We start from the raw sequence: 19,757 nt of genomic DNA on the forward strand, positions 1-19,757 counted from the left end.
CCCCCCGCCCGCCGCCCCCCGCTGCGGTGATCAAGAGGTTTGCGTCAGCCCGAGCCCGGATCCTGACGCAAATCTCTTGATCACCGGTCTGGGCGGGGTGGTGCCGGGAGGGAACCGTGCTCGTTCATGGAAGTAGTGGCCTCGCCCATCGGGCGAGGCCACTACTTCCTGGATCGAGCGCGATCTTGCCGCCGGAGCGGGCGAGCGCGATCCTGCCGGGTCAGCTGGCTTCGACGATCATGCCGGCGCCGACGGTGCGGTTGGTGGCCTCGTCGATGATGACGAAACCGCCGGTGGTCCGGTTACGCCGGTACTCGTCGGCCAGCAGCGGCACCGTGGTGCGCAGTCGTACGCGGCCGATCTCGTTGAGCCGCAGCGCGTCGGCCGACTCGTCGCGGTGCAGCGAGTTGACGTCCAGCCGGTAGTGCAGCCCGCGCACGATGGCCCGCGCCGACCGGGTGGTGTGCTTGATCGCGTACCGGCCGCCGACCTGCAACGGGCGGGTCTCGTCCATCCAGCAGACCATCGCCTCGATGTCCTGGGCGACCGCCGGCGCGTTGTTCGGCCGGCAGATCAGGTCCCCCCGGGAGATGTCGATCTCGTCGGCCAGCCGTACCGTCACCGACATCGGTGGGAACGCCTCCGCGACCGGCCCGTCGGCGGTCTCCACCGCGGCGATCCGGCTGGTGAAGCCGGACGGCAGCACCATCACCTCGTCGCCCGGCTTCAGCACGCCGGAGGCGACCTGGCCGGCGTAGCCACGGTAGTCGGTGACCGTGGTGGACTGCGGCCGGATCACGTACTGCACCGGGAACCGGACGTCGACCAGGTTGCGGTCGCTGGCGATGTGCACCCGTTCCAGGTGGTGCAGCAACGACGGGCCCTCGTACCACGGCATGTTCTCCGACCGGGTGACGATGTTGTCGCCGCGCAGCGCGGAGATGGGCACCACGGTCAGGTCCGGCACGTCGAGCTTCGCGGCGAACGCGGTGAACTCGTCGGCGATCCGCTCGTAGACCTCCTGCGACCAGTCCACCAGGTCCATCTTGTTGACGCAGAGGACCAGGTGCGGCACCCGGAGCAGCGAGCAGAGGAACGCGTGCCGGCGGGACTGCTCGACCAGGCCCTTGCGCGCGTCCACCAGGATCAGCGCCAGGTCGGCGGTGGACGCACCGGTGACCATGTTGCGGGTGTACTGGATGTGCCCGGGGGTGTCGGCGATGATGAACTTGCGCCGCGGCGTGGCGAAGTACCGGTACGCCACGTCGATGGTGATGCCCTGCTCCCGCTCGGCGCGCAGGCCGTCGGTGAGCAGCGCCAGGTTGGTGTACTCGTCCCCGCGGGCCGCGCTGACCGCCTCCACCGCGGCGAGCTGGTCGGTGAAGAGCGACTTGGTGTCGTAGAGCAGCCGGCCGATCAGGGTCGACTTGCCGTCGTCCACGCTGCCGGCGGTGGCGAACCGCAGCAGGTCCATCGGCCGGGCTTCGGGGGCCGGGGCCACGATCTCGGTGGTCATCAGAAGTAGCCCTCCCGCTTGCGGTCCTCCATGGCGGCCTCGCTGACCCGGTCGTCACCACGGGTGGCGCCGCGCTCGGTGATCCGGGTGGCCGCCACCTCCTCGATGACCTTCTCCACGGTGTCCGCGTCCGAGCGGACCGCCGCGGTGCAGGAGGCGTCGCCCACGGTGCGGTAGCGCACCTGCGCCTTGAAGCGCTCCTCACCCGCCCGGGGACGGAAGAACTCGTTGACCGCGTAGACCATCCCGTCCCGCTCGATCACCTCGCGCTCGTGTGCGTAGTAGATCGACGGCAGCTCGACCCGCTCCCGGGCGATGTAGTGCCAGACGTCCAGCTCGGTCCAGTTGGACAGCGGGAAGACCCGGATCGACTCGCCCGGGTGGTGCCGGCCGTTGTACAGCGACCACAGCTCGGGTCGCTGGTTCTTCGGGTCCCACTGGCCGAACTCGTCGCGGAAGCTGAACACCCGCTCCTTCGCCCGGGCCTTCTCCTCGTCCCGGCGGGCGCCACCGAACAGCGCGTCGAAGCGGTGCTTCTCCACCGCCTCCAGCAGCACCGGCGTCTGGATCCGGTTGCGCATCCCGTCGCCGGACTCCCGGACCAGGCCGCTGGCCAGCGCCTCCGGCACGCTCGCGACGACGAGCTGCAACCCCAGCTCGGCGACCCGCCGGTCGCGGTATTCCAGGACCTCGGGGAAGTTGTGCCCGGTGTCCACGTGCATGACCGGGAAGGGGATGTTGGCCGGGGCGAACGCCTTCTGCGCGAGCCGCAGCATGACGATCGAGTCCTTGCCGCCAGAGAAGAGCAGCACCGGGCGCTCCATCTCGGCGACCACCTCGCGCATCACGAAGATGCTCTCGGCCTCCAGCGCGTCCAGGTGGGAGACCCGGTAGGCCGCGGGGGCGGTCATGACACCGGCTCGATTCGCTCGCTCATCCGATTTCCAGACCTTTCCGGTCGGGCATGTCAAGAAGTGCCTCAGGCTACCCGGAATGCCTCTGCAGCGCTGCGAGCAACCGGGAGGCGAGATCCCTGCGGCAGACCAGCAGGTCCGGCAGGCGCGGATCCGCCTCGTTGTATCTCAGCGCAGAACCGTCGATACGGGAAGCGTGCAGTCCGGTGGCCGTCGCCACAGCCACCGGCGCCGCCGAGTCCCACTCGTACTGCCCGCCGGCGTGAATGTAGGCATCCACCTCGCCGGTGATCACCGCGGCGATCTTCGCCCCGGCCGACCCCATCGGCACCAGTTTCGCCCCCACGTCCTCGGCCAGGTCGGTGAGGAACACCGGCGGCCGGCTCCGACTCGCCGCCAGCCGGATCACCCGCGTGCCGGCCGTCGCGGCCTCCACCGTCATCGGCGGGTACGCCGGCGGGTAGTCCGTGCCCAGCACCCGGTGCTGCGCCGGCAGTCCCACCGCGCCGGCGACGAGCCCGTGCGGACTCGGCGCGCTGCGGGCCCAGAGCGCCACGTGCACCGCCCAGTCCGAGCGGCCCTCCTCGGCGAACTCCCGGGTGCCGTCCAACGGATCGATGATCCACACCCGGTCCGCGGCCAACCGGGACACCGCCTCGGCGTTCACCTCGGCCGCCCAGGCCAGCCGCGACCCCTCGTCCTCCTCGGAGAGCACCGCGTCGCCCGGCCGCCACTTCGCCAGCTCCGTGCGGATCAGGTCGTGCGACACCTTGTCCCCGGCCGACTTCAGCGCGCCCGCGTCCGCGAAACCCAGCTCCGCCCGCAGGTCGAGCAGCGCCTGACCGGCCCGGGCCGCCAACCACCGGGCGAACGCGCCGTCGATCATCGGAGGACTGCTCATTGCCCGCTCCCGTCGCCTCGCCGCGACCCGTGCCCACCCGGGTCGCCACACCGCGACCCGCGTCGCCGGTCGCGGCACGCCGAAAGGCGCAGACTACCGGCCCGCCGACCCCGATCCGGTACGCCCCGCCCGGCTCAACCGCCGTGGTAGAGGTTCTGCGTCGGCTCCACGCCCTTGACGATCACCGACTCCACCACGTCGGCAGCCCGGTCCACCAGGAAATCCAGCTCCTTGCGCTCCGCGGCACCGAAATCCGACAGCACGTAATCCGCCGGATCCTGCCGCCCCGGCGGCCGGCCGACGCCGAACCGCACCCGGATGTACTCCTTGGTGCCCAGCGACTTCGACATCGAGCGCAGGCCGTTGTGCCCGCCCTCGCCGCCACCGCACTTGACCCGCACCTGGCCGTACCCAATGTCCAGCTCGTCGTGCAGCGCGATCACCTGCGCCGGCGGCACCTTGTAGAACTGCGCCAGCGTCGCGACCGGCCCGCCGGACAGATTCATGTACGTCAGCGGCTTCGCCAGCACCAGCTTCGGCCCGCCGAAGCCCAGCCGTCCCTCGGCCACCTCGGCGACCGCCCGCTTGTGCCGGCCGAACCGCGCGCCGACCCGCCCGGCCAGCAGGTCGGCCACCATGAACCCGACGTTGTGCCGGTTCCCGGCGTACTCCCGACCCGGGTTTCCCAGGCCGACCACCAGCCACGGCCCCGCCTCGTCCGTCACGACCCGCCCCTCCCGACGTCCGTCCCACCGACTGCCGATACGACGACAGGCGCCCCCGAACACTCGGGGACGCCTGCCGCACAGTACGAACCGATCAGGCCTCGGTACGCGCCTCGGTGTTCTCCCCGCCCTCGGCGGTCGGGGCGGCGTCCGCGCCCTCGGAGTCCTCGGTGACCTCGCCGACCTCGGCCTCGGCCTCCTCGGTGGCCACCTCGACCTCGGGCAGCGTCGCCTCGAGCTGCTCGGCGGTCGGGGCGGCGGTCACCGCGGCGACCGTCAGCGCCGGGTCGACGGCCAGCTCGACACCGGCCGGCAGCTGCACGTCGCCGGCGGTCACCTGGGAGCCCGCCTCCAGGCCCTCGATCGACGCCTCGAGGTGGTCCGGCACCTTGGTGGCGTCGGCGGTCACCGAGAGGGTGTCGTGGTCGTGCACGATCAGGGTGTCCCGCGCGGCCTCGCCGGTCAGCTGGACCGGGACCTCGACGGTGACCTGCTCGCCCCGGCGGACCAGGATGAGGTCCACGTGCTCGAAGGTGTCGCGGATCGGGTCACGCTGGATCGCCTTCGGCAGCGCCAGCACCTGGGTGCCGTCGGTGATGTCGATCGCGAAGAGCTGGTTGGCGCCACCCTTGCGGATCGCCGCGGCGAACTCCCGGGACGGCAGCGCGATGTGCTTGGGCTTCTCGCCGTGGCCGTACAGCACGGCGGGCACCTTGCCGGCCCGGCGGGTACGACGGGCACCACCCTTGCCGAACTCGGTACGGGGCTCGGCGCTGATCTTTACCTCGGACACGGGGAAACTCCTGATGCTTTCGCTGCGGCGGCTTGTCGTCTTGCGGTGCTGGGGCGAGGGGCTCGCTGGGGCTCATGCGTCATGAACGACTGCCCGGAGCACCGCGTCGATGACGGTGCCTCCGTGCGGCGCTGTTCAGCGGCCCGCCGGGCACCCTCGCCGTGGCAACCGCACCAGTCTACCCGAGGTGATTCCGGGGTTTCCGGCAGTCCCCAGGTCACCGCTCCCACCGGCGTGCCGGCCGCGCGCCCGACGCCGGTCGGGCGCGTTCCCGCCGGCGTCCCAGCCGGCGGGAACGGGCCTCACCGCGGTGCGACGCTCAGCTCAGGCCACCGAAGAGGGTGGTCACCGAGCCGTCGTCGAAGACCTCCCGGATCGCCCGCGCCAGCAGCGGCGCGATCGACAGCACGGTCAGCTTGTCCAGTTGCTTCTCGGGCGGCAGCGGCAGCGTGTTGGTCACCACGACCTCGCTGATCGGGCTGTTCTTCAGCCGCTCGGTGGCCGGGTCCGACAGCAGCGCGTGGGTGGACGCGACCACGATCTCCGCCGCGCCCGACTCCTTGAGGATGTCCGCCGCGCCGGTGATCGTGCCACCGGTGTCGATCATGTCGTCGACGATCAGGCAGACCCGGCCCTCGACCTCGCCGACCACCCGGTTCGCCACCACCTGGTTCGGCTTCATCGGGTCGCGGGTCTTGTGGATGAACGCCAGCGGGCAGCCGCCCAGCCGGTCGGTCCACCGCTCGGCCACCCGCACCCGACCCGAATCCGGCGCCACCACGGTCATCGGTCGGCCCGCGTACTTGTGCTCCACGTACTCGGCGAGGATGTCCATCGCGAAGAGGTGGTCGACCGGGCCGTCGAAGAAGCCCTGGATCTGCGCGGTGTGCAGGTCGACGGTGAGGATCCGGTTCGCGCCGGCCGTCTTCAGCAGGTCCGCCACCAGTCGGGCCGAGATCGGCTCCCGACCACGGTGCTTCTTGTCCTGCCGCGCGTACGGGTAGAACGGCAGCACCACGGTGATCCGCTTGGCCGACCCCCGCTTCAGCGCGTCCACCATGATCAGGGTCTCCATGACCCAGGTGTTCACCCCGTGCGTCACGGACTGCACCACGAAGGCGTCCGAACCACGCACCGAGTCCTTGAAACGTACGAAGATCTCGCCGTTGGCGAACTCGTACGCGTCGGCCGGCGTCGGCGCGACGCCGAGCACCTCGCCGATCTCCTTGGCCAGCTCCGGAAAGCCCCGTCCGGAGAAGAGCATCAGGCTTTTGCGGTTTTCGGCGACGATGCTGCCCATGGGCCCGTCTGCTCCCGTTTGTCGGTGGTACCCGGCCCGGTGGTGGTGGGTCGGGGACTATTCGGTTGCAGTATCTCCCGCGCCGGAGGCGCCGCCCACCGTCTCGGCCCGCCCGTGCATTGCCTCACTGTCGCTTGCGGCGCCGGCCACACCCGACGCACCCTCAGCGCCGCGGGCCCGCTGCGCGGCCTCCGCCGCGGCCGTTCCGGCGCGTCGCTTCACCACCCAGCCCTCGATGTTGCGCTGGCGTGCCCGGGCGACACCCATCGCCCCCGGCGGTACGTCGTCCACGATGACCGAGCCGGCCGCCGTGTACGCGCCATCGCCCACCTCGACCGGCGCCACGAACATGTTGTCCGCCCCCGTCCGCGCGTGGCTGCCGATGACCGTGCGGTGCTTGTTGACGCCGTCGTAGTTCACGAAGACCGACGCCGCGCCGATGTTGCTCTGCTCGCCGATCGTCGCGTCACCCACGTACGTCAGGTGCGGCACCTTGGAGCCCGCGCCGATCTCCGAATTCTTCACCTCGACGAACGTGCCGACCTTCGCCTTCCCGGCCAGCCGCGCCGCCGGCCGCAGGTACGCGTACGGCCCTACGCTGGCGTCCGCGCCCACCTCCGCGCCCACCGCGTGGCTGCGCACCACCGACGCGCCGGCGCCGACGATCGTGTCGACCAGCGTGACGTCCGGACCGATCTGCGCGCCCGCCCCGACGACCGTGCCGCCGCGCAGCTGGGTGTTCTGGTCGATCACCGCGTCGCGGTCCAGGGCCACCGTCACGTCGATCCAGGTGGTCGCCGGGTCCAGCAGGCTCACGCCGGTGCGCATCCACGCCTCGTTGACCCGGTCACGCAGCAGCCGGCGCAGCGTCGCCAGCTCCACCCGGTCGTTGCAGCCCAGCGTCTCGACGTGGTCGACGGCCACGTGCACCGCGACCGGCTCGCCGGCCGAGCGGAGCAGGCCGAAGACGTCGGTCAGGTATTCCTCACCCTGGTCGTTGTCGGTGGAGAGCTTGCCCAGCGCAGCGCGCAGCCGCACCGCGTCGAACGCGTAGATGCCGGCGTTGATCTCCCGGATCGCGCGCTGCGTCGCGTCGGCGTCGCGCTCCTCGACGATCTGCTCCAGCCGGCCGTCGGCGTCCCGGACGATCCGCCCCAGCCCGGTCGGGTCGGGCACCTCGGCCGCCAGCACGGTGGCCGCCGCGGCTGCCTCCTCGTGCGCGGTCACCAGCGCGCCCACGGTCTCGGGCCGCAGCAGCGGCACGTCCCCGTTGATCACCACGACCGTGCCGGCGCCCTCCGGCACGGCGTCCAGCGCGATGCGGACCGCGTGCCCGGTGCCGAGCTGTTCGGCCTGGAGCACCGGCGTGGCGTCCGGGGCGACCTCGGCCAGGTGTCCCCGGACCTGGTCGGCGCCGTGCCCCACCACCACGACGGTACGGTCCGCGGCCAGCGGCGCGGCCGCGCTCAGCACGTGACCGAGCAGCGTCCGGCCGAGCAGGGGGTGCAGCACCTTGGGCAGTGTCGACTTCATCCGCTTGCCCTCACCGGCGGCGAGCACGACGACGGTACGAAGGTGGGGCTGGGGCACGATGTGGCTCCCGTCGGGACGGCGGACACTCTCGCGGTCATGCTAACCGCGGCGCCCGGAACGTCTCCGCCTTACCCCACTGGAACCTAAACCAGACTTAGGGGGCAGCTCGGCCGCCAGGGTTCGAACCTGAAATACGGGTACCAAAGACCCGGGTGTTGCCAATTACACCACGGCCGATCAGCGACGCGAACGCGTCGCATCCGGGGATGGGGATCCCGCCGCTACACCTTAGCGCCCCGACCGCCGGACGCCATCGCTCATTCCGCCGCACCCGGACGGGCGGCGCCTCGCCCGGGCGGCGAGCCAGTACCTCCGGGCCTCGCGGACGCTGCCGGGAGGGGCCGAGCGCGCTACCGAACACAGCTCTGACCAGCGCTCTGACCAGCGCATCGGCGCCGTGGCACGAGGGCTTTCGGAACTTCACCGTGCGATCTACGGTGCCGTAAGTTACGGTGACGTAGGCGTAGCTTCGTGATCGTTTCCGTCCCCTCTGCGAGGTGCCATGTCCACCGCTCTGCTCGAACCCAACACCGCCGGGCCCGGCCCGAAACCCCTCACCGACGGCAGCCAGTCCCCCGGAATCCTGGTCGCCCTCTGGGCCTTCGTCGTGATCCCCTTCGTCGCCCTGCTGGTCGCCGTTCCGGTGGCCTGGGGCGGTTGGCTGGGCTGGACCGACATCGTCATCGGCCTGGTCTGGTACGTGGTCTCCGGGCTCGGCATCACAGTCGGCTTCCACCGCTACTTCACGCACGGCTCGTTCAAGGCCAAGCGGTGGCTGCGGGTGACGTTGGCGGTCGCGGGTTCGCTGGCGGTGCAGGGCGAGATCATCCAGTGGGTGGCCGACCACCGACGACACCACGCCTTCTCCGACCTGGAGGGCGACCCGCACTCGCCGTGGCGCTTCGGCACCAGCCTGTGGGCACTGACCCGCGGCCTGTTCCACGCGCACGTCGGCTGGTTGTTCCGGCGCGAACTGTCCAACCGCGAGCGGTTCGCCCCCGACCTGCTCGCCGACGACGACATCCGCCGCGTGGACCGGCTCTTCCCGATGCTGGTGGCCATCTCGCTGCTCGGCCCGGCGCTGATCGGCGGCCTGGTGACCTGGTCCTGGCAGGGCGCGCTGACCGCGTTCTTCTGGGCCGGCCTGGTCCGGATCGGCCTGCTGCACCACGTCACCTGGGCCATCAACTCGGTCTGCCACGTCTACGGCGAGCGACCGTTCGCGATGCGCCAGGGCGACCGGGCGTCCAACTTCTGGCCGCTGGCGATCCTGTCGTTCGGCGAGAGCTGGCACAACCTGCACCACGCCGACCCGACCAGCGCCCGGCACGGCGTGCTGCGCGGTCAGGTGGACATCTCCGCCCGGGTGATCTGGCTGTTCGAGAAGGTCGGCGCGGCGTCGCAGGTGCGGTGGCCGAAGCCGGAGCGCCTCGCGGCGAAGCTGGTGAAGCCGGTCGCACCCCGGTAAAACCGGGCGGTGCTCCCGGAGGTCGCCTGGCAGGATGGCCAGATGACCGAGCGACGCGGGGGGACCGGACGGCTCGGCGGACGGGGGGCCGGGCCCGATCCGGGTGCGGTCGGACGGCGCGGCTGGGCGGTCGGACCGCCCGCCAGTGAGGCGACGACGTGAACAGGCACAGCGGAGGCACCATCCCACGGCAGGGCGTCACCGAGCGCCAGCGAGGCGGCGACATGCCCGAGGTCAACGAGGGTGCCGGCGGCCGGCGTACGACGGCCGTCCCGGCGGCCAAACCCAAGGCCACCTCCCGGGTCCGCATGTCCGCGGCCCAGCGACGGGAGCAGTTGATCGCGATTGGCCGGCAGCTCTTCGCCGAGCGGGGTTTCGACGCCACCTCCATCGAGGAGGTGGCGGCCCGCGCCAAGGTCTCCAAGCCGGTGGTCTACGAGCACTTCGGCGGCAAGGAGGGGCTCTACGCGGTGGTGGTGGACCGGGAGGTCCGGGCACTGCTGGACCGGATCACCACGGCGTTGACCGGCGGGCACCCACGGGAGCTGCTGGAGCAGGCGGCGATGGCCCTGCTGGGCTACATCGAGGAGGAGACCAGCGGGTTCCGCGTGCTGGTCCGCGAGTCGCCGCTGATCTCCCCAACGGGCAACTTCAGCAGCGTGATGAACGACGTGGCCCACCAGGTCGAGCACATCCTGGGCGCCGAGTTCAAGAGCCGGGGATACGACCCGAAGCTCGCCGAGCTGTACTCCCAGGCGCTGGTGGGCATGGTGGCGTTGACCGGCACCTGGTGGCTGGAGGTGCGAAAGCCGCGCAAGGAGACGGTGGCGGCACACCTGGTCAACCTCGCCTGGAACGGGTTGTCGCACCTGGAGGCGAAGCCGACATTGATCACCGCCCGCAGGCGCTGATCCCGTTCAGCGGCGGTGCACCTCGGCCACCGGGTGGCTGCGGTTGCGCCGCTCGGTCTCGGCGTGTTCCTCGGGGCCGACCTTGTCGTACAGGCCGGTGCCGAGCAGGATCAGGCCGAACAGCATCGACACGATGACGGTCGACATCGAGAAGTTCAGGAAGTTCGCATCGGTCTGCAGCACGGACATCATCAGGATGCTGGTCAACAGGAACACCACGCCGGCGGTGAGGTTCATGTAGTGGCCGAGGTTGGTGCGCCGGGACGCCCCGACGATCAGGACGATTCCGAAGACCACCGAGGCGAGCGAGAAGGCCAGGTTGGTGCGCAGCCCGAGGGCCCAGTTGCTGCCCCGGTCGAAGAGCGGGTCGCCGATCGTCTCGGCGACGCCCCAGACGCCGAAGACCAGGATGTAGACGCCGATCAGACCGGCGAGGACCCGGTAGAGCGGCCGTGCCGGATGGTTCACCGGAAAGTGCGGCATACCCAGACCCCCTGATCGACCGTTTCAGGAGGATTGTCACCCGAGGCAGAGCCAACTGTCCGAGGAACCACAAAGCTGAAGCGGTCCGCCGAAGGCTGGACCAGGTCAGGTTTTCGCCGGAGCCCGAGCTGCGCAGGGATCAAGCCTGACCGCCCGGAGCAGTTCGGGCTCCGGCCGAAAATCCACGGCCGCAACCAGCAAACCTCAGAGAACGAGCCGAGCCTTCTGGAAGGCCTCCGCCTCCTCGTCCGACCCGACCTTGCCGTACATGCCGACCATGAGCAGCACCAGGGCGGCCGACAGCACCACGATCACGGTGGTGATGCTGAAGTTGAAGAAGTTCGCGTCGGTCCGGATGAACGCGAGACCGGCCAGGCCGATCACCATCAGGGCGTACGCCAGCCACTGGTTGATCGCCACGTCGATGTTGCGGCCGAGCACGGTGCCGGCCAGCACGACGAGCCCGAGCAGCACGGTGAGCAGCGAGAAGCCGAGGTTGGTGCCCTGGCCGAGGACCTTGGTGTCGTCCTGCGCGAGGATCTCGTTGCCGGCGCTCGCGATGATGCCGAGCACACCGAAGACCACCAGGTACAGACCGGTCAGCCCGCCGATCGCCCGGTAGATCGGCCGCGCGGGGTGGTTGACGGGGGTGTGGGCCATGTCTGAGTCTCCAACGCCGTGGGGTGAGGTGTCGCCGACGATTGTCCCGCATGTGGCGGTGTGACGCCGCACACGGCCCCCGGGCCGGCGCGCCCGGCCCGGTCAGCTCTCGGGGAGGTCCTCGGCGAGCGTCATCCAGGTCTCCTCGATCCGCTCCCGCTGGGCGCGCAGATCCTTGAGCTGGGTGTCCAACTCGGCGACCCGGGCGTAGTCGGTGGCGTCGGCGGCGAGTTGGTCGAGCAACGTGGCCTCACGCTGGTCGAGCTTGCCGAGCTGGCGTTCCAGCCGGGTCAGCTCCTTGCGGGCCTGTCGGACCTCCGCGGCGGACATGCCGGTCGCGATGGCGCCGGTCGGCGCGGCTGCCGGGGTCGCGCCGGCCCGGGAGGGACCGGCCCGCTCGGCGGTCCGGGCGAGGTACTCGTCGACGCCACCGGGCAGGTGCACGAGCCGGCCGTCACCGAACATCCCGTACGCCGTGTCGGTGACCCGTTCGATGAGGTAGCGGTCGTGGCTGGCCACGATGATCGTGCCGGGCCAGGAGTCGAGCAGGTCCTCCAGCGCGGCCAGGGTGTCGGTGTCCAGGTCGTTGGTCGGCTCGTCGAAGAGCAGCACGTTGGGCTCCCCGGCGAGCAGCCGCAGCATCTGCAGCCGGCGGCGCTCCCCGCCCGAGAGGTCGCTGACCGGGGTCCAGAGCCGTCGGTCGTCGAAGCCGAAGACCTCGGCGAGCTGGGCGGCGGAGACCTCCCGGTCGCCGAGCTGGACCCGGCGGGCGACCTCCTCGACGGCTTCGAGCACGCGCAGGTGCCCCGGCAGCTCGGTGAGCTCCTGGGAGAGGAACGCCGGCCGTACGGTGGAACCGGTCCCGAGCCGGCCGCCGTCGGGGCGGGTGATGCCGGCGAGCATCCGCAGCAGGGTGGTCTTGCCGGCGCCGTTGGCGCCGAGGATGGCGATCCGGTCGCCGGGCCCGACCAGCCAGGTGACGTCCCGCAGGATCTCCTTGGGGCCGGCGTGCAGCTCGACGTTCTCCAGGTCGTAGACCTGCTTGCCGAGCCGGGAGGTGGCCATCCGTTGCAGCGACATGGTGTCGCGCGCCGGCGGCACGTCGGCGATCAGGGCGTTCGCGGCGTCGATGCGGAACTGGGGCTTGGAGGTACGCGCCGGCGGACCGCGGCGCAGCCAGGCGATCTCCTTCCGGAGCAGGTTCTGCCGGCGGGCCTCGGTGGCGGCGGCCACGCGCTCGCGCTCGGCACGGGCCAGGGTCCAGGCGGCGAAGCCACCCTCGTAGGCGCGGACCGTCTGGTCGGCGACCTCCCAGGTGTTGGTGCAGACCGCGTCCAGGAACCACCGGTCGTGGGTGACCACGACCAGGGCGCCCTTGCGACCGACCAGGTGCCGGGCCAGCCAGTCGACACCGCCCACGTCGAGGTGGTTCGTGGGCTCGTCGAGGATGAGCAGGTCGGAGTCGCGCACGAGCAGCGCGGCGAGCGCCACACGGCGCCGTTCGCCACCGGACATCGGGCCGACCGGCTGGTCGAGGCCGAGGTGCGGCATGCCGAGGCCGTCGAGGATGGCCCGCACCCCCGAGTCGCCGGCCCACTCGTGCTCTGCGCCCATGCTCTGGCCCAGCCAGGCGGTGCCGAGCACGACGTCCCGGACGGTGGCCTCGGGGGCGAGGGTGAGCTGCTGCGGCAGCCAGAGCACGCGCAGGTCGCGGCGGTGGGTGACCCGGCCGTCGTCCGGGTCCTCCTGCTTGGTGAGCAGCCGCAGCAGGGTGGACTTGCCGGCGCCGTTGAGGCCGACCACGCCGATCCGGTCGGCGTCGTCCAGGCCGAGCGAGACGTCCGTGAGCAGCCGCCCGGCGGCGCCGTACCCCTTGGACACCCGGTCCAGATTGACGATGTTCGCCACGTTCCACCCTTCATGATCAAAGCGTCCGGGTGCCGGCGGGCACCTGGACGCCTGACCCAAGGGTACGCGGACACCCCGGACGCCCGCCGGGGCACCGACGGGGGCTTGGTCGACTCCCGGGTTCAGCCGACGCGGGCGCCGGCGACCGGGCCGCGCGCGACCCGCGCCTCCCGGCACACTCCCGCGGTGGTCAGCTCGCCGGCGATCCGCTCGGCGTCCGCCGCGTCGGCGGCGAGGAAGACACAGGTCGGGCCGGAGCCGGAGACGATGCCCGCGAGCGCACCGGCCCCCTCGCCGGCCTTGAGGGTGTCGGCCAGCGCCGGCCGCATGGCGAGCGCCGCGTCCTGAAGGTCGTTGCCGAGCGTGCGGGCGAGCACCCGGGGGTCGCGCTGACGCAGCGCGCCCAGCAGCGCGTCGGTGCTGCCCAGCGGCGCGCCGGCGGTGCCGGCGTCGCGGAGCCGGTCCAGCTCGCGGTAGGCGGCGGGGGTGGACAGGCCGCCGTCGGCGATGGCCACGACCCAGTGCCAGGAGGTGGGGCGGACCAGCACGGGGCTGACCGCCTCACCCCGGCCGGTCCCCAGCGCGGTGCCACCGTAGATCAGGAACGGCACGTCGGAGCCGAGGTCGGCGGCGATCCCGGCCAGCTCGTCGCGGGACAGCCCGGTGCCCCAGAGCGCGTCGCAGGCCACCAGCGCGGCGGCCGCGTCGGCGCTGCCGCCGGCCAGCCCCCCGGCGAGGGGGATCTGCTTGCGCAGGTGCAGCCGGGCGTGCGGCAGCACCCCGGCGTACCCGGCCAGGGCGTGCGCGGCGCGAATCACCAGGTTGGTGTCGTCCAACGCCAGCTCGCCGGTGCCCTCGCCCTCCATGGTCAGGGCGAGCGTGTCGCCGCGACGGGCGGTCAACTCGTCGTAGATGGAGATCGCGTGGTAGACGGTGTTCAGCTCGTGATAGCCGTCGCGGCGCAGCGGGCCCACCCCGAGGTGCAGGTTGACCTTGGCGGGCACCCGGACCTTCACCGGCCCGCTGGCCCCGCGCCGCTCGTCCTCCCCGTCCGGTCGCCAGGCCTCGGTCACGGGGCGATGTCCCGCACGGCCAGGCGGATGTCGAACGACTTGATCACGATCAGCTCCTCGGCGTGGTCGGCACTCACCCGTACGCCTCCTCGGCGGGCACGGCGTCAGCCTACTTCGCGGCCGGCGTACCGACCGGAGCCGACGCGGCGATGGCGGCGAACTGCTCGACGGTGAGCGACTCCCCCCGGGCGCCGGGATCGACGCCGGCGGCGGTGAGCGCGGCGGCGGCCCGGTCCGCGCCGCCGGCCCAGCCCGCCAACGCGGCGCGCAGGGTCTTTCGGCGCTGCGCGAACGCCGCGTCCACCACGGCGAAGACCCGTTCCCGGGGTACGTCGACCCGGGGTGGTTCGCGGCGGGTGAAGGCGACCAGGCCGGAGTCGACGTTGGGCACCGGCCAGAAGACGTTCGGCGGCACCCGGCCGGCGCCCCGGGCCTGGGCGTACCAGGCGAGCTTGACCGACGGGATGCCGTACACCTTGGAGCCGGGACCGGCGACCAGCCGGTCGGCGACCTCCTTCTGCACCATCACCAGGCCCTTTCGCAGGGTGGGCAGCTCGGCGAGCAGGTGCAGCACCACGGGCACGGCCACGTTGTAGGGCAGGTTGGCCACCAGCGCGGTCGGCGGCGGGTCCGCCAGCTCGGCGGCGTCGATGCGCAGCGCGTCGGCGCGGTGCACGGTGAGCCGGCCGGCGTCCGCGGCGGCGTGGCGGGCGGCCGTCTCCGGCAGCGCGCCGGCGAGCACCGGGTCGATCTCCACGGCGTGCACGTGCCCGGCGACCGGCAGCAGCCCGAGGGTGAGCGAGCCGAGCCCGGGGCCGACCTCCAGGGCCACGTCGTCGGGGGTCAGGCCGGCGGCGGTGACGATCCGGCGCACGGTGTTCGGGTCGTGCACGAAGTTCTGGCCCAGCTTCTTGGTGGGCGCGACGCCGAGGCGGGCGGCGAGTTCCCGGATCTCCGCCGGGCCGAGGAGACCGGTCATGCCTGGCAGCGTAGCGGCGGCCTGGGGGCCGACCGTCGGGCCGGGCTCACCACGGGCCGAAGACGCGGTCGCCGGTGGCGGAGATGGCCGCGCACAGCTCGTCCAGGTCGGTGCCGGTGGTCGCGGCGAGCGAACGGACGGTGAGCGGAATCAGGTACGAGGCGTTCGGCCGGCCGCGGTGCGGCGTCGGGGTGAGGTAGGGGGCGTCGGTCTCCACCAGGATCTGGTCCACGGGGGTGAGCGCGGCGGCCTCGCGCAGCGCGGCGGCGCTGCCGAAGGTGACGGTGCCGGCGAAGCTGAGCAGATAGCCGCGGCGGACGCACTCACGGGCGAAGTCGGCGTCACCGGAGAAGCAGTGCAGCACCACGGTGTCCGGCGCGCCCTCGTCGTCGAGGATCCGCAGCACGTCGGCGTGCGCGTCCCGGTCGTGGATCACCAGCGCCCTGCCGTACCGCTTGGCGATGGCGATGTGCGCCCGGAAGCTCTCCTCCTGCGCGGCTCGCCCCTCGTCGCCGGTGCGGAAGAAGTCCATCCCGGTCTCGCCGATCCCCCGGACCCGATCCCGCGCGGCGAGTGACTCGATCTCCCGCAGCGCCTCGTCGAGGTCGGCGAGCCGGGGCGCCTCGTTGGGGTGCAGCGCCACCGTGGCCAGCACGGCGGGATGCCGGTCGGCGGTCTCCGCGCCCCACCGGGAGGAGGCGACGTCCACACCCACCTGGACCAGCCGGTCCACGCCGACCTTGGTGGCCAGGTCGATCGCCACGGCGACCGGGTCGTCGGCCGGCCCGCCGCCGGGTACGCCGGCCTCGCTGACGGTGATGTCCAGGTGCGTGTGGCTGTCCAGCACCGGCCGGGGCAGCGGCTCGGGGGCGGGCGGGAACTCTCCGGCCCGCCGTGCGGCACGCTCTCGGCGGGTTTCAGTGGGCTCGCTCATCAGCGACAGCATCACACACCGGGGCTGTCCATCCGCCCGCCACCCGACGTTCACCTCGACTACGCCGCGCGACTCTACGGTCCCCGCGTGAGGGAGCGCAGCGAGCGAACCATGAGGCACAGCAGCGTGGCGTCTCGCGCCGCGGGCGAGCGGACCGAGGCGGCAGGGTGAGCGTCTCCCCCCAGGCCAGCGGCGCCGCCAGCGAACGTACCGGGCTGCGCGTGGCGTTCGGCGGCGGCGTCTACCCGGCCGAGGAGATCGGCCGCGGCGCCGCGTACGAGCTGTTCAGCGCCGACGAGGTGCCCGGCTTCGAGTGGGCTCCCCGGCCGGGCAGCGCCCTGCCGTGGCACCGGTTCGTGCACGTCACCGAGGTGACGGCGGTGCACGGGGCGGTGGAGCCGGCCGAGGAGCCGGACACGCCGTTGATGCTGCCGGCGCACCGGGAGCGGGGGTGGGCTCAGCTGCACCAGCTCAGCCAGCAGCCGACCGCGGCGGGTGACCCGACGCTGGCGGCGGCGCGCGCGTCGGCGGTGGTCCGGCGGGGCACCCGGATGGTCAAGGTGCTCTCCCCCCGCCAGCTCGCCGGATACGTGCGGGGCTGGTTGCCGCACGGCTTCTGCTACCGGGAGCACGACGTGGCACACCTGCGTACACCGGCGTCGACCACGGTGCTGCGCACCGACGGCGAGGTCGGCCGGGACGGCCTGGAGGTGGCGTACGCGCTGCGGTGGCGGGCCGCCGACCCGGGCGACTACGACGTGCCGGTCGGCGAGGCGCATCGCGGCCTGACGGCCCTGGCTCCCCGGGACCGGCTGGGCCCACCGGTGCTGGGTACGGGTTTCGTGCCGAGCAACGCCCAACTCATTCCGGAGTTCATCACCCGGGACTTCGCCGACCTGCCGATGCCCGCGAACGCCGCCCTGCTCGCGTACCCGGCGGAGGGGGTGGAGGTGGTGCTCTACACCTTCCAGGCCGAGCAGCGCGGGTGGCTGCGGATGGTGGGCCCGCAGTGGCGGCATCTACTGGCCGCGGTGCCGGGGCTCTCCCCGGACCAGGAGTACGTGCCGACCGGGGACGCGCCGCGCTCCACCCAGCTGGTCGGCGTGCACGGCGACGGCGAGTACGAGGCGGTGGCGGACCTGCCCGGCGGGTTCCGGGTGCTGGCGATGACCCGGGCGGCCCGCTACCCGGTGGAGGCGGTGGCCCGCCGGCTCCGGTTCGCGCGGTGGCGGGACGTGCCCTGCCTGGTGCTGCGGGAGGAGGCCGGTTGGCTGCGGCTGCGGCTGCGCCACCCGGATCCGGACACGGTGCTCGCGACCGGGGCGCAGTGCCACGATCGCGGCGTGTACGAGACCTGGGCGCCGGGCGCCGAGGTGACCGACGACCAGGTGATGGACAGCCGGTACGCGATCTGAAAAGCCCGCCCGTTCATTTCTGAACGCGGCCCCGGGGATTCCCCCGGGGCCGCGTTCCGCCGTGCGACGGCGTCGTGTTCAGCCGGCCAGCCGGGCCAGCTCCTCGTCGACGATCGACGGGTCGAGCTTGCGGAACACCGGCTTCGGCGCGGACAGCGGCCGGCCGGCTTCCACCGGCACCGACTCCCAGCGCGCGCCGACCGTGTAGTCCCCGGTCAGCACCGGGTACGCCGGCCCGCCGTCCAGGTCGTCGACCTGCTCGATGACCGGCATCGGCGCGTGCACGCCGGTGCCGCCGAGCAGCTCGTGCACCTGCTGCGCGGAGTGCGGCAGGAACGGGGTGAGCAGCGTGTTGGCGTCGCTGATCACCTGGAGGGCGACGTGCAGGACGGTGCCCATCCGCGGCTTCTCCGCCTCGCCCTTGAGCTTCCACGGCGCCTGCTCGGACAGGTACTTGTTGGCCTCGGCGACCACCTTCATCGCCTCACCGATCGCCTGCTTCTGTCGGTGCCGGCCGATGAGGTCGCCGACCGTGGTGAAGCCGGCACGGGCCACCGCGAGCAGTGCCTCGTCGGCCTCGGTGAGCCCGGCCGGGTCGATCGGCGGGATGGCGCCGAAGTTCTTCGCCGCCATCGAGACCGACCGGTTGACCAGGTTGCCCCAGCCGGCGACCAGCTCGTCGTTGTTGCGGCGGAGGAACTCCGCCCAGGTGAAGTCGGTGTCGTTGCTCTCCGGGCCGGCGGCGGCGATGAAGTAGCGCAGCGCGTCGGCGTCGTAGCGCTCCAGGAAGTCGCGGACGTAGATGACCACCTTGCGGGACGAGGAGAACTTCCGCCCCTCCATGGTCAGGTACTCGCTGGAGACCACCTCGGTGGGCAGGTTGAGCTGGCCCAGCTCGCCCGGCTCACCGTCGCGGGAGCCCTCGCCGGAATATCCAGAGAGCAGCGCCGGCCAGATCACCGAGTGGAAGACGATGTTGTCCTTGCCCATGAAGTAGTAGGCGCGGGCGTCCTTGCCCTCCCCGTCGGCGGACCACCAGCGACGCCAGGCTTCGGGGTCGCCGGAGCGGCGGGCCCACTCGATCGAGGCGGACAGGTAGCCGATCACCGCGTCGAACCAGACGTAGATCCGCTTGTCCGGCCGGTCCCGCCAGCCGTCCAGGGGGATCGGTACGCCCCACTCCAGGTCCCGGGTGATCGCCCGGGGCTGGAGGTCGTCGAGCAGGTTGCGGGAGAACCGCAGCACGTTGGGCCGCCACCCCTCGCGGGTGTCCAGCCACTGCCGCAACACCTCGGCCAGGGCGGGCAGGTCCAGGAAGAAGTGCTCGGTCTCGACGAACTTCGGGGTCTCCCCGTTGATCCGCGACTTCGGGTCGATCAGGTCGATCGGGTCGAGCTGGTTGCCGCAGTTGTCGCACTGGTCGCCGCGGGCGCTGTCGTACCCGCAGATCGGGCAGGTGCCCTCGATGTACCGGTCGGGCAGGGTGCGCCCGGTGGACGGGGAGATCGCGCCCATGGTGGTCTTCGGCACGATGTAGCCGTTGCGGTACATCCCCTCGAACAACTCCTGCACCACGGCGTAGTGGTTGCGGGTGGTGGTGCGGGTGAACAGGTCGTAGGAGAGACCGAGGCCGTGCAGGTCCTCGACGATCACCCGGTTGTACCGGTCGGCCAGCTCGCGCGGGGTGACCCCGTCGGCGTCGGCCTGCACCTGGATGGGGGTGCCGTGCTCGTCGGTGCCCGAGACCATGAGCACATCGTGGCCGGCCATCCGCATGTACCGGGCGAAGACGTCGGAGGGAACGCCGAAACCGGAGACGTGGCCGATGTGGCGTGGGCCGTTGGCGTACGGCCAGGCCACTGCCGCGAGAACGTGACTCATGAGCAGCAAGCCTAGTGACCTGTCCGGGAGGCCCGCGAACCAATAGGGGGTGCCGGGTCGGCGGACCGGACCGGCCGCCTTGCCTATTGGTCCGATTTGTCGCCGACACGCGCTCAAGCTGCCCGATCCGACTCCGGTGCCGGTGTGCAATGAACGTCGTGACTGGCAGACGAGCGGCCCGGGACCACGACGACCGTCCCACCGGGCCGGCGGTCGGCGACGACACCAGCTCCGAGCCCGGCGGGGCCCGTGGCGGAACGGTCGCGCCCCAGCCCCGGCTGGTGCCCGGCGCCACCCCCGCAC

The 19,757-nt window shown here is 72.1% G+C and carries 17 protein-coding genes and 1 tRNA gene; 3 read left to right on the plus strand and 15 right to left on the minus strand.

All coding sequences use genetic code 11. The features are described 5' to 3' along the window. Positions 1–220 precede the first annotated feature (220 nt). The 8 genes from EAD98_RS02320 to EAD98_RS02355 all read right to left on the minus strand — a co-directional run bounded on the left by EAD98_RS02320 (position 221) and on the right by EAD98_RS02355 (position 7,919). On the minus strand, positions 221–1,516 hold the full coding sequence (locus EAD98_RS02320) for a sulfate adenylyltransferase subunit 1 (protein WP_121652431.1): 1,296 nt from the start codon (positions 1,514–1,516) through the stop codon (positions 221–223). Beyond that, a complete protein-coding gene (cysD, locus tag EAD98_RS02325; RefSeq protein WP_121652432.1) occupies positions 1,516–2,427 on the minus strand; it encodes a sulfate adenylyltransferase subunit CysD in 912 nt (303 codons plus the stop codon). Before cysD ends, EAD98_RS02320 begins: the two co-directional genes overlap by 1 nt. A 73-nt stretch (positions 2,428–2,500) precedes the next feature. Then, on the minus strand, positions 2,501–3,331 hold the full coding sequence (locus EAD98_RS02330; protein ID WP_121652433.1) for an inositol monophosphatase family protein: 831 nt from the start codon (positions 3,329–3,331) through the stop codon (positions 2,501–2,503). Positions 3,332–3,465: 134 nt separating this feature from the next. Further along, complete coding sequence (pth, locus tag EAD98_RS02335; protein ID WP_121652434.1) at positions 3,466–4,056, minus strand: aminoacyl-tRNA hydrolase; 591 nt, start codon at positions 4,054–4,056, stop codon at positions 3,466–3,468. A 94-nt stretch (positions 4,057–4,150) separates the two neighbouring features. Continuing rightward, on the minus strand, positions 4,151–4,849 hold the full coding sequence (locus EAD98_RS02340; protein WP_121652435.1) for a 50S ribosomal protein L25/general stress protein Ctc: 699 nt from the start codon (positions 4,847–4,849) through the stop codon (positions 4,151–4,153). A gap of 319 nt (positions 4,850–5,168) precedes the next feature. Then, entirely contained in the window at positions 5,169–6,149 is a 981-nt protein-coding gene (locus EAD98_RS02345; protein WP_121652436.1) for a ribose-phosphate diphosphokinase, read from the minus strand. A 57-nt stretch (positions 6,150–6,206) separates the two neighbouring features. Further along, positions 6,207–7,742: a bifunctional UDP-N-acetylglucosamine diphosphorylase/glucosamine-1-phosphate N-acetyltransferase GlmU gene (gene glmU / locus EAD98_RS02350; RefSeq protein WP_121652437.1), complete on the minus strand. Its 1,536-nt coding sequence runs from the start codon at positions 7,740–7,742 to the stop codon at positions 6,207–6,209. A 105-nt stretch (positions 7,743–7,847) separates the two neighbouring features. Next, positions 7,848–7,919: transfer RNA gene (locus EAD98_RS02355), tRNA-Gln, on the minus strand. Positions 7,920–8,244: 325 nt separating this feature from the next. On the opposite strand from EAD98_RS02355, the gene EAD98_RS02360 reads away from it, so the two are divergent. After that, positions 8,245–9,210 (plus strand): acyl-CoA desaturase, encoded by a 966-nt coding sequence (locus EAD98_RS02360; protein WP_121652438.1) that lies wholly within the window; start codon positions 8,245–8,247, stop codon positions 9,208–9,210. Between the two features lie 224 nt (positions 9,211–9,434). After that, positions 9,435–10,121, plus strand: a complete 687-nt coding sequence (locus EAD98_RS02365; protein ID WP_121652446.1) for a TetR/AcrR family transcriptional regulator — start codon at positions 9,435–9,437, stop codon at positions 10,119–10,121. Positions 10,122–10,127: 6 nt separating this feature from the next. Here the strand turns inward: EAD98_RS02365 and EAD98_RS02370 are convergent, their stop codons facing one another. From EAD98_RS02370 to EAD98_RS02395, 6 genes are all read right to left on the minus strand, one after another. Then, complete coding sequence (locus EAD98_RS02370; RefSeq protein WP_121652439.1) at positions 10,128–10,604, minus strand: DUF4383 domain-containing protein; 477 nt, start codon at positions 10,602–10,604, stop codon at positions 10,128–10,130. A 204-nt stretch (positions 10,605–10,808) separates the two neighbouring features. After that, complete coding sequence (locus tag EAD98_RS02375) at positions 10,809–11,264, minus strand: DUF4383 domain-containing protein (protein WP_121652440.1); 456 nt, start codon at positions 11,262–11,264, stop codon at positions 10,809–10,811. 102 nt (positions 11,265–11,366) lie between these two features. Further along, entirely contained in the window at positions 11,367–13,172 is a 1,806-nt protein-coding gene (locus EAD98_RS02380) for an ABC-F family ATP-binding cassette domain-containing protein (RefSeq protein ID WP_121652441.1), read from the minus strand. 122 nt (positions 13,173–13,294) lie between these two features. Further along, positions 13,295–14,245: a 4-(cytidine 5'-diphospho)-2-C-methyl-D-erythritol kinase gene (locus EAD98_RS02385; protein ID WP_121652442.1), complete on the minus strand. Its 951-nt coding sequence runs from the start codon at positions 14,243–14,245 to the stop codon at positions 13,295–13,297. Positions 14,246–14,354: 109 nt separating this feature from the next. Beyond that, complete coding sequence (gene rsmA / locus EAD98_RS02390; protein WP_121652443.1) at positions 14,355–15,224, minus strand: 16S rRNA (adenine(1518)-N(6)/adenine(1519)-N(6))-dimethyltransferase RsmA; 870 nt, start codon at positions 15,222–15,224, stop codon at positions 14,355–14,357. A gap of 46 nt (positions 15,225–15,270) precedes the next feature. Further along, entirely contained in the window at positions 15,271–16,170 is a 900-nt protein-coding gene (locus EAD98_RS02395; RefSeq protein WP_121652447.1) for a TatD family hydrolase, read from the minus strand. A gap of 155 nt (positions 16,171–16,325) precedes the next feature. Here EAD98_RS02395 and EAD98_RS02400 point away from each other — a divergent pair, with 155 nt between their 5' ends. Beyond that, positions 16,326–17,573 carry a hypothetical protein gene (locus EAD98_RS02400; RefSeq protein ID WP_121652444.1) on the plus strand — a complete coding sequence of 416 codons (1,248 nt, stop codon included), beginning with the start codon at positions 16,326–16,328 and terminating at the stop codon, positions 17,571–17,573. 78 nt (positions 17,574–17,651) lie between these two features. Here the strand turns inward: EAD98_RS02400 and metG are convergent, their stop codons facing one another. Then, positions 17,652–19,454: a methionine--tRNA ligase gene (gene metG / locus EAD98_RS02405; protein WP_121652445.1), complete on the minus strand. Its 1,803-nt coding sequence runs from the start codon at positions 19,452–19,454 to the stop codon at positions 17,652–17,654. Positions 19,455–19,757: the final 303 nt, after the last annotated feature.

The organism is Micromonospora sp. CV4, assembly GCF_003667455.1.
Taxonomy (GTDB): Bacteria; Actinomycetota; Actinomycetes; order Mycobacteriales; family Micromonosporaceae; genus Micromonospora.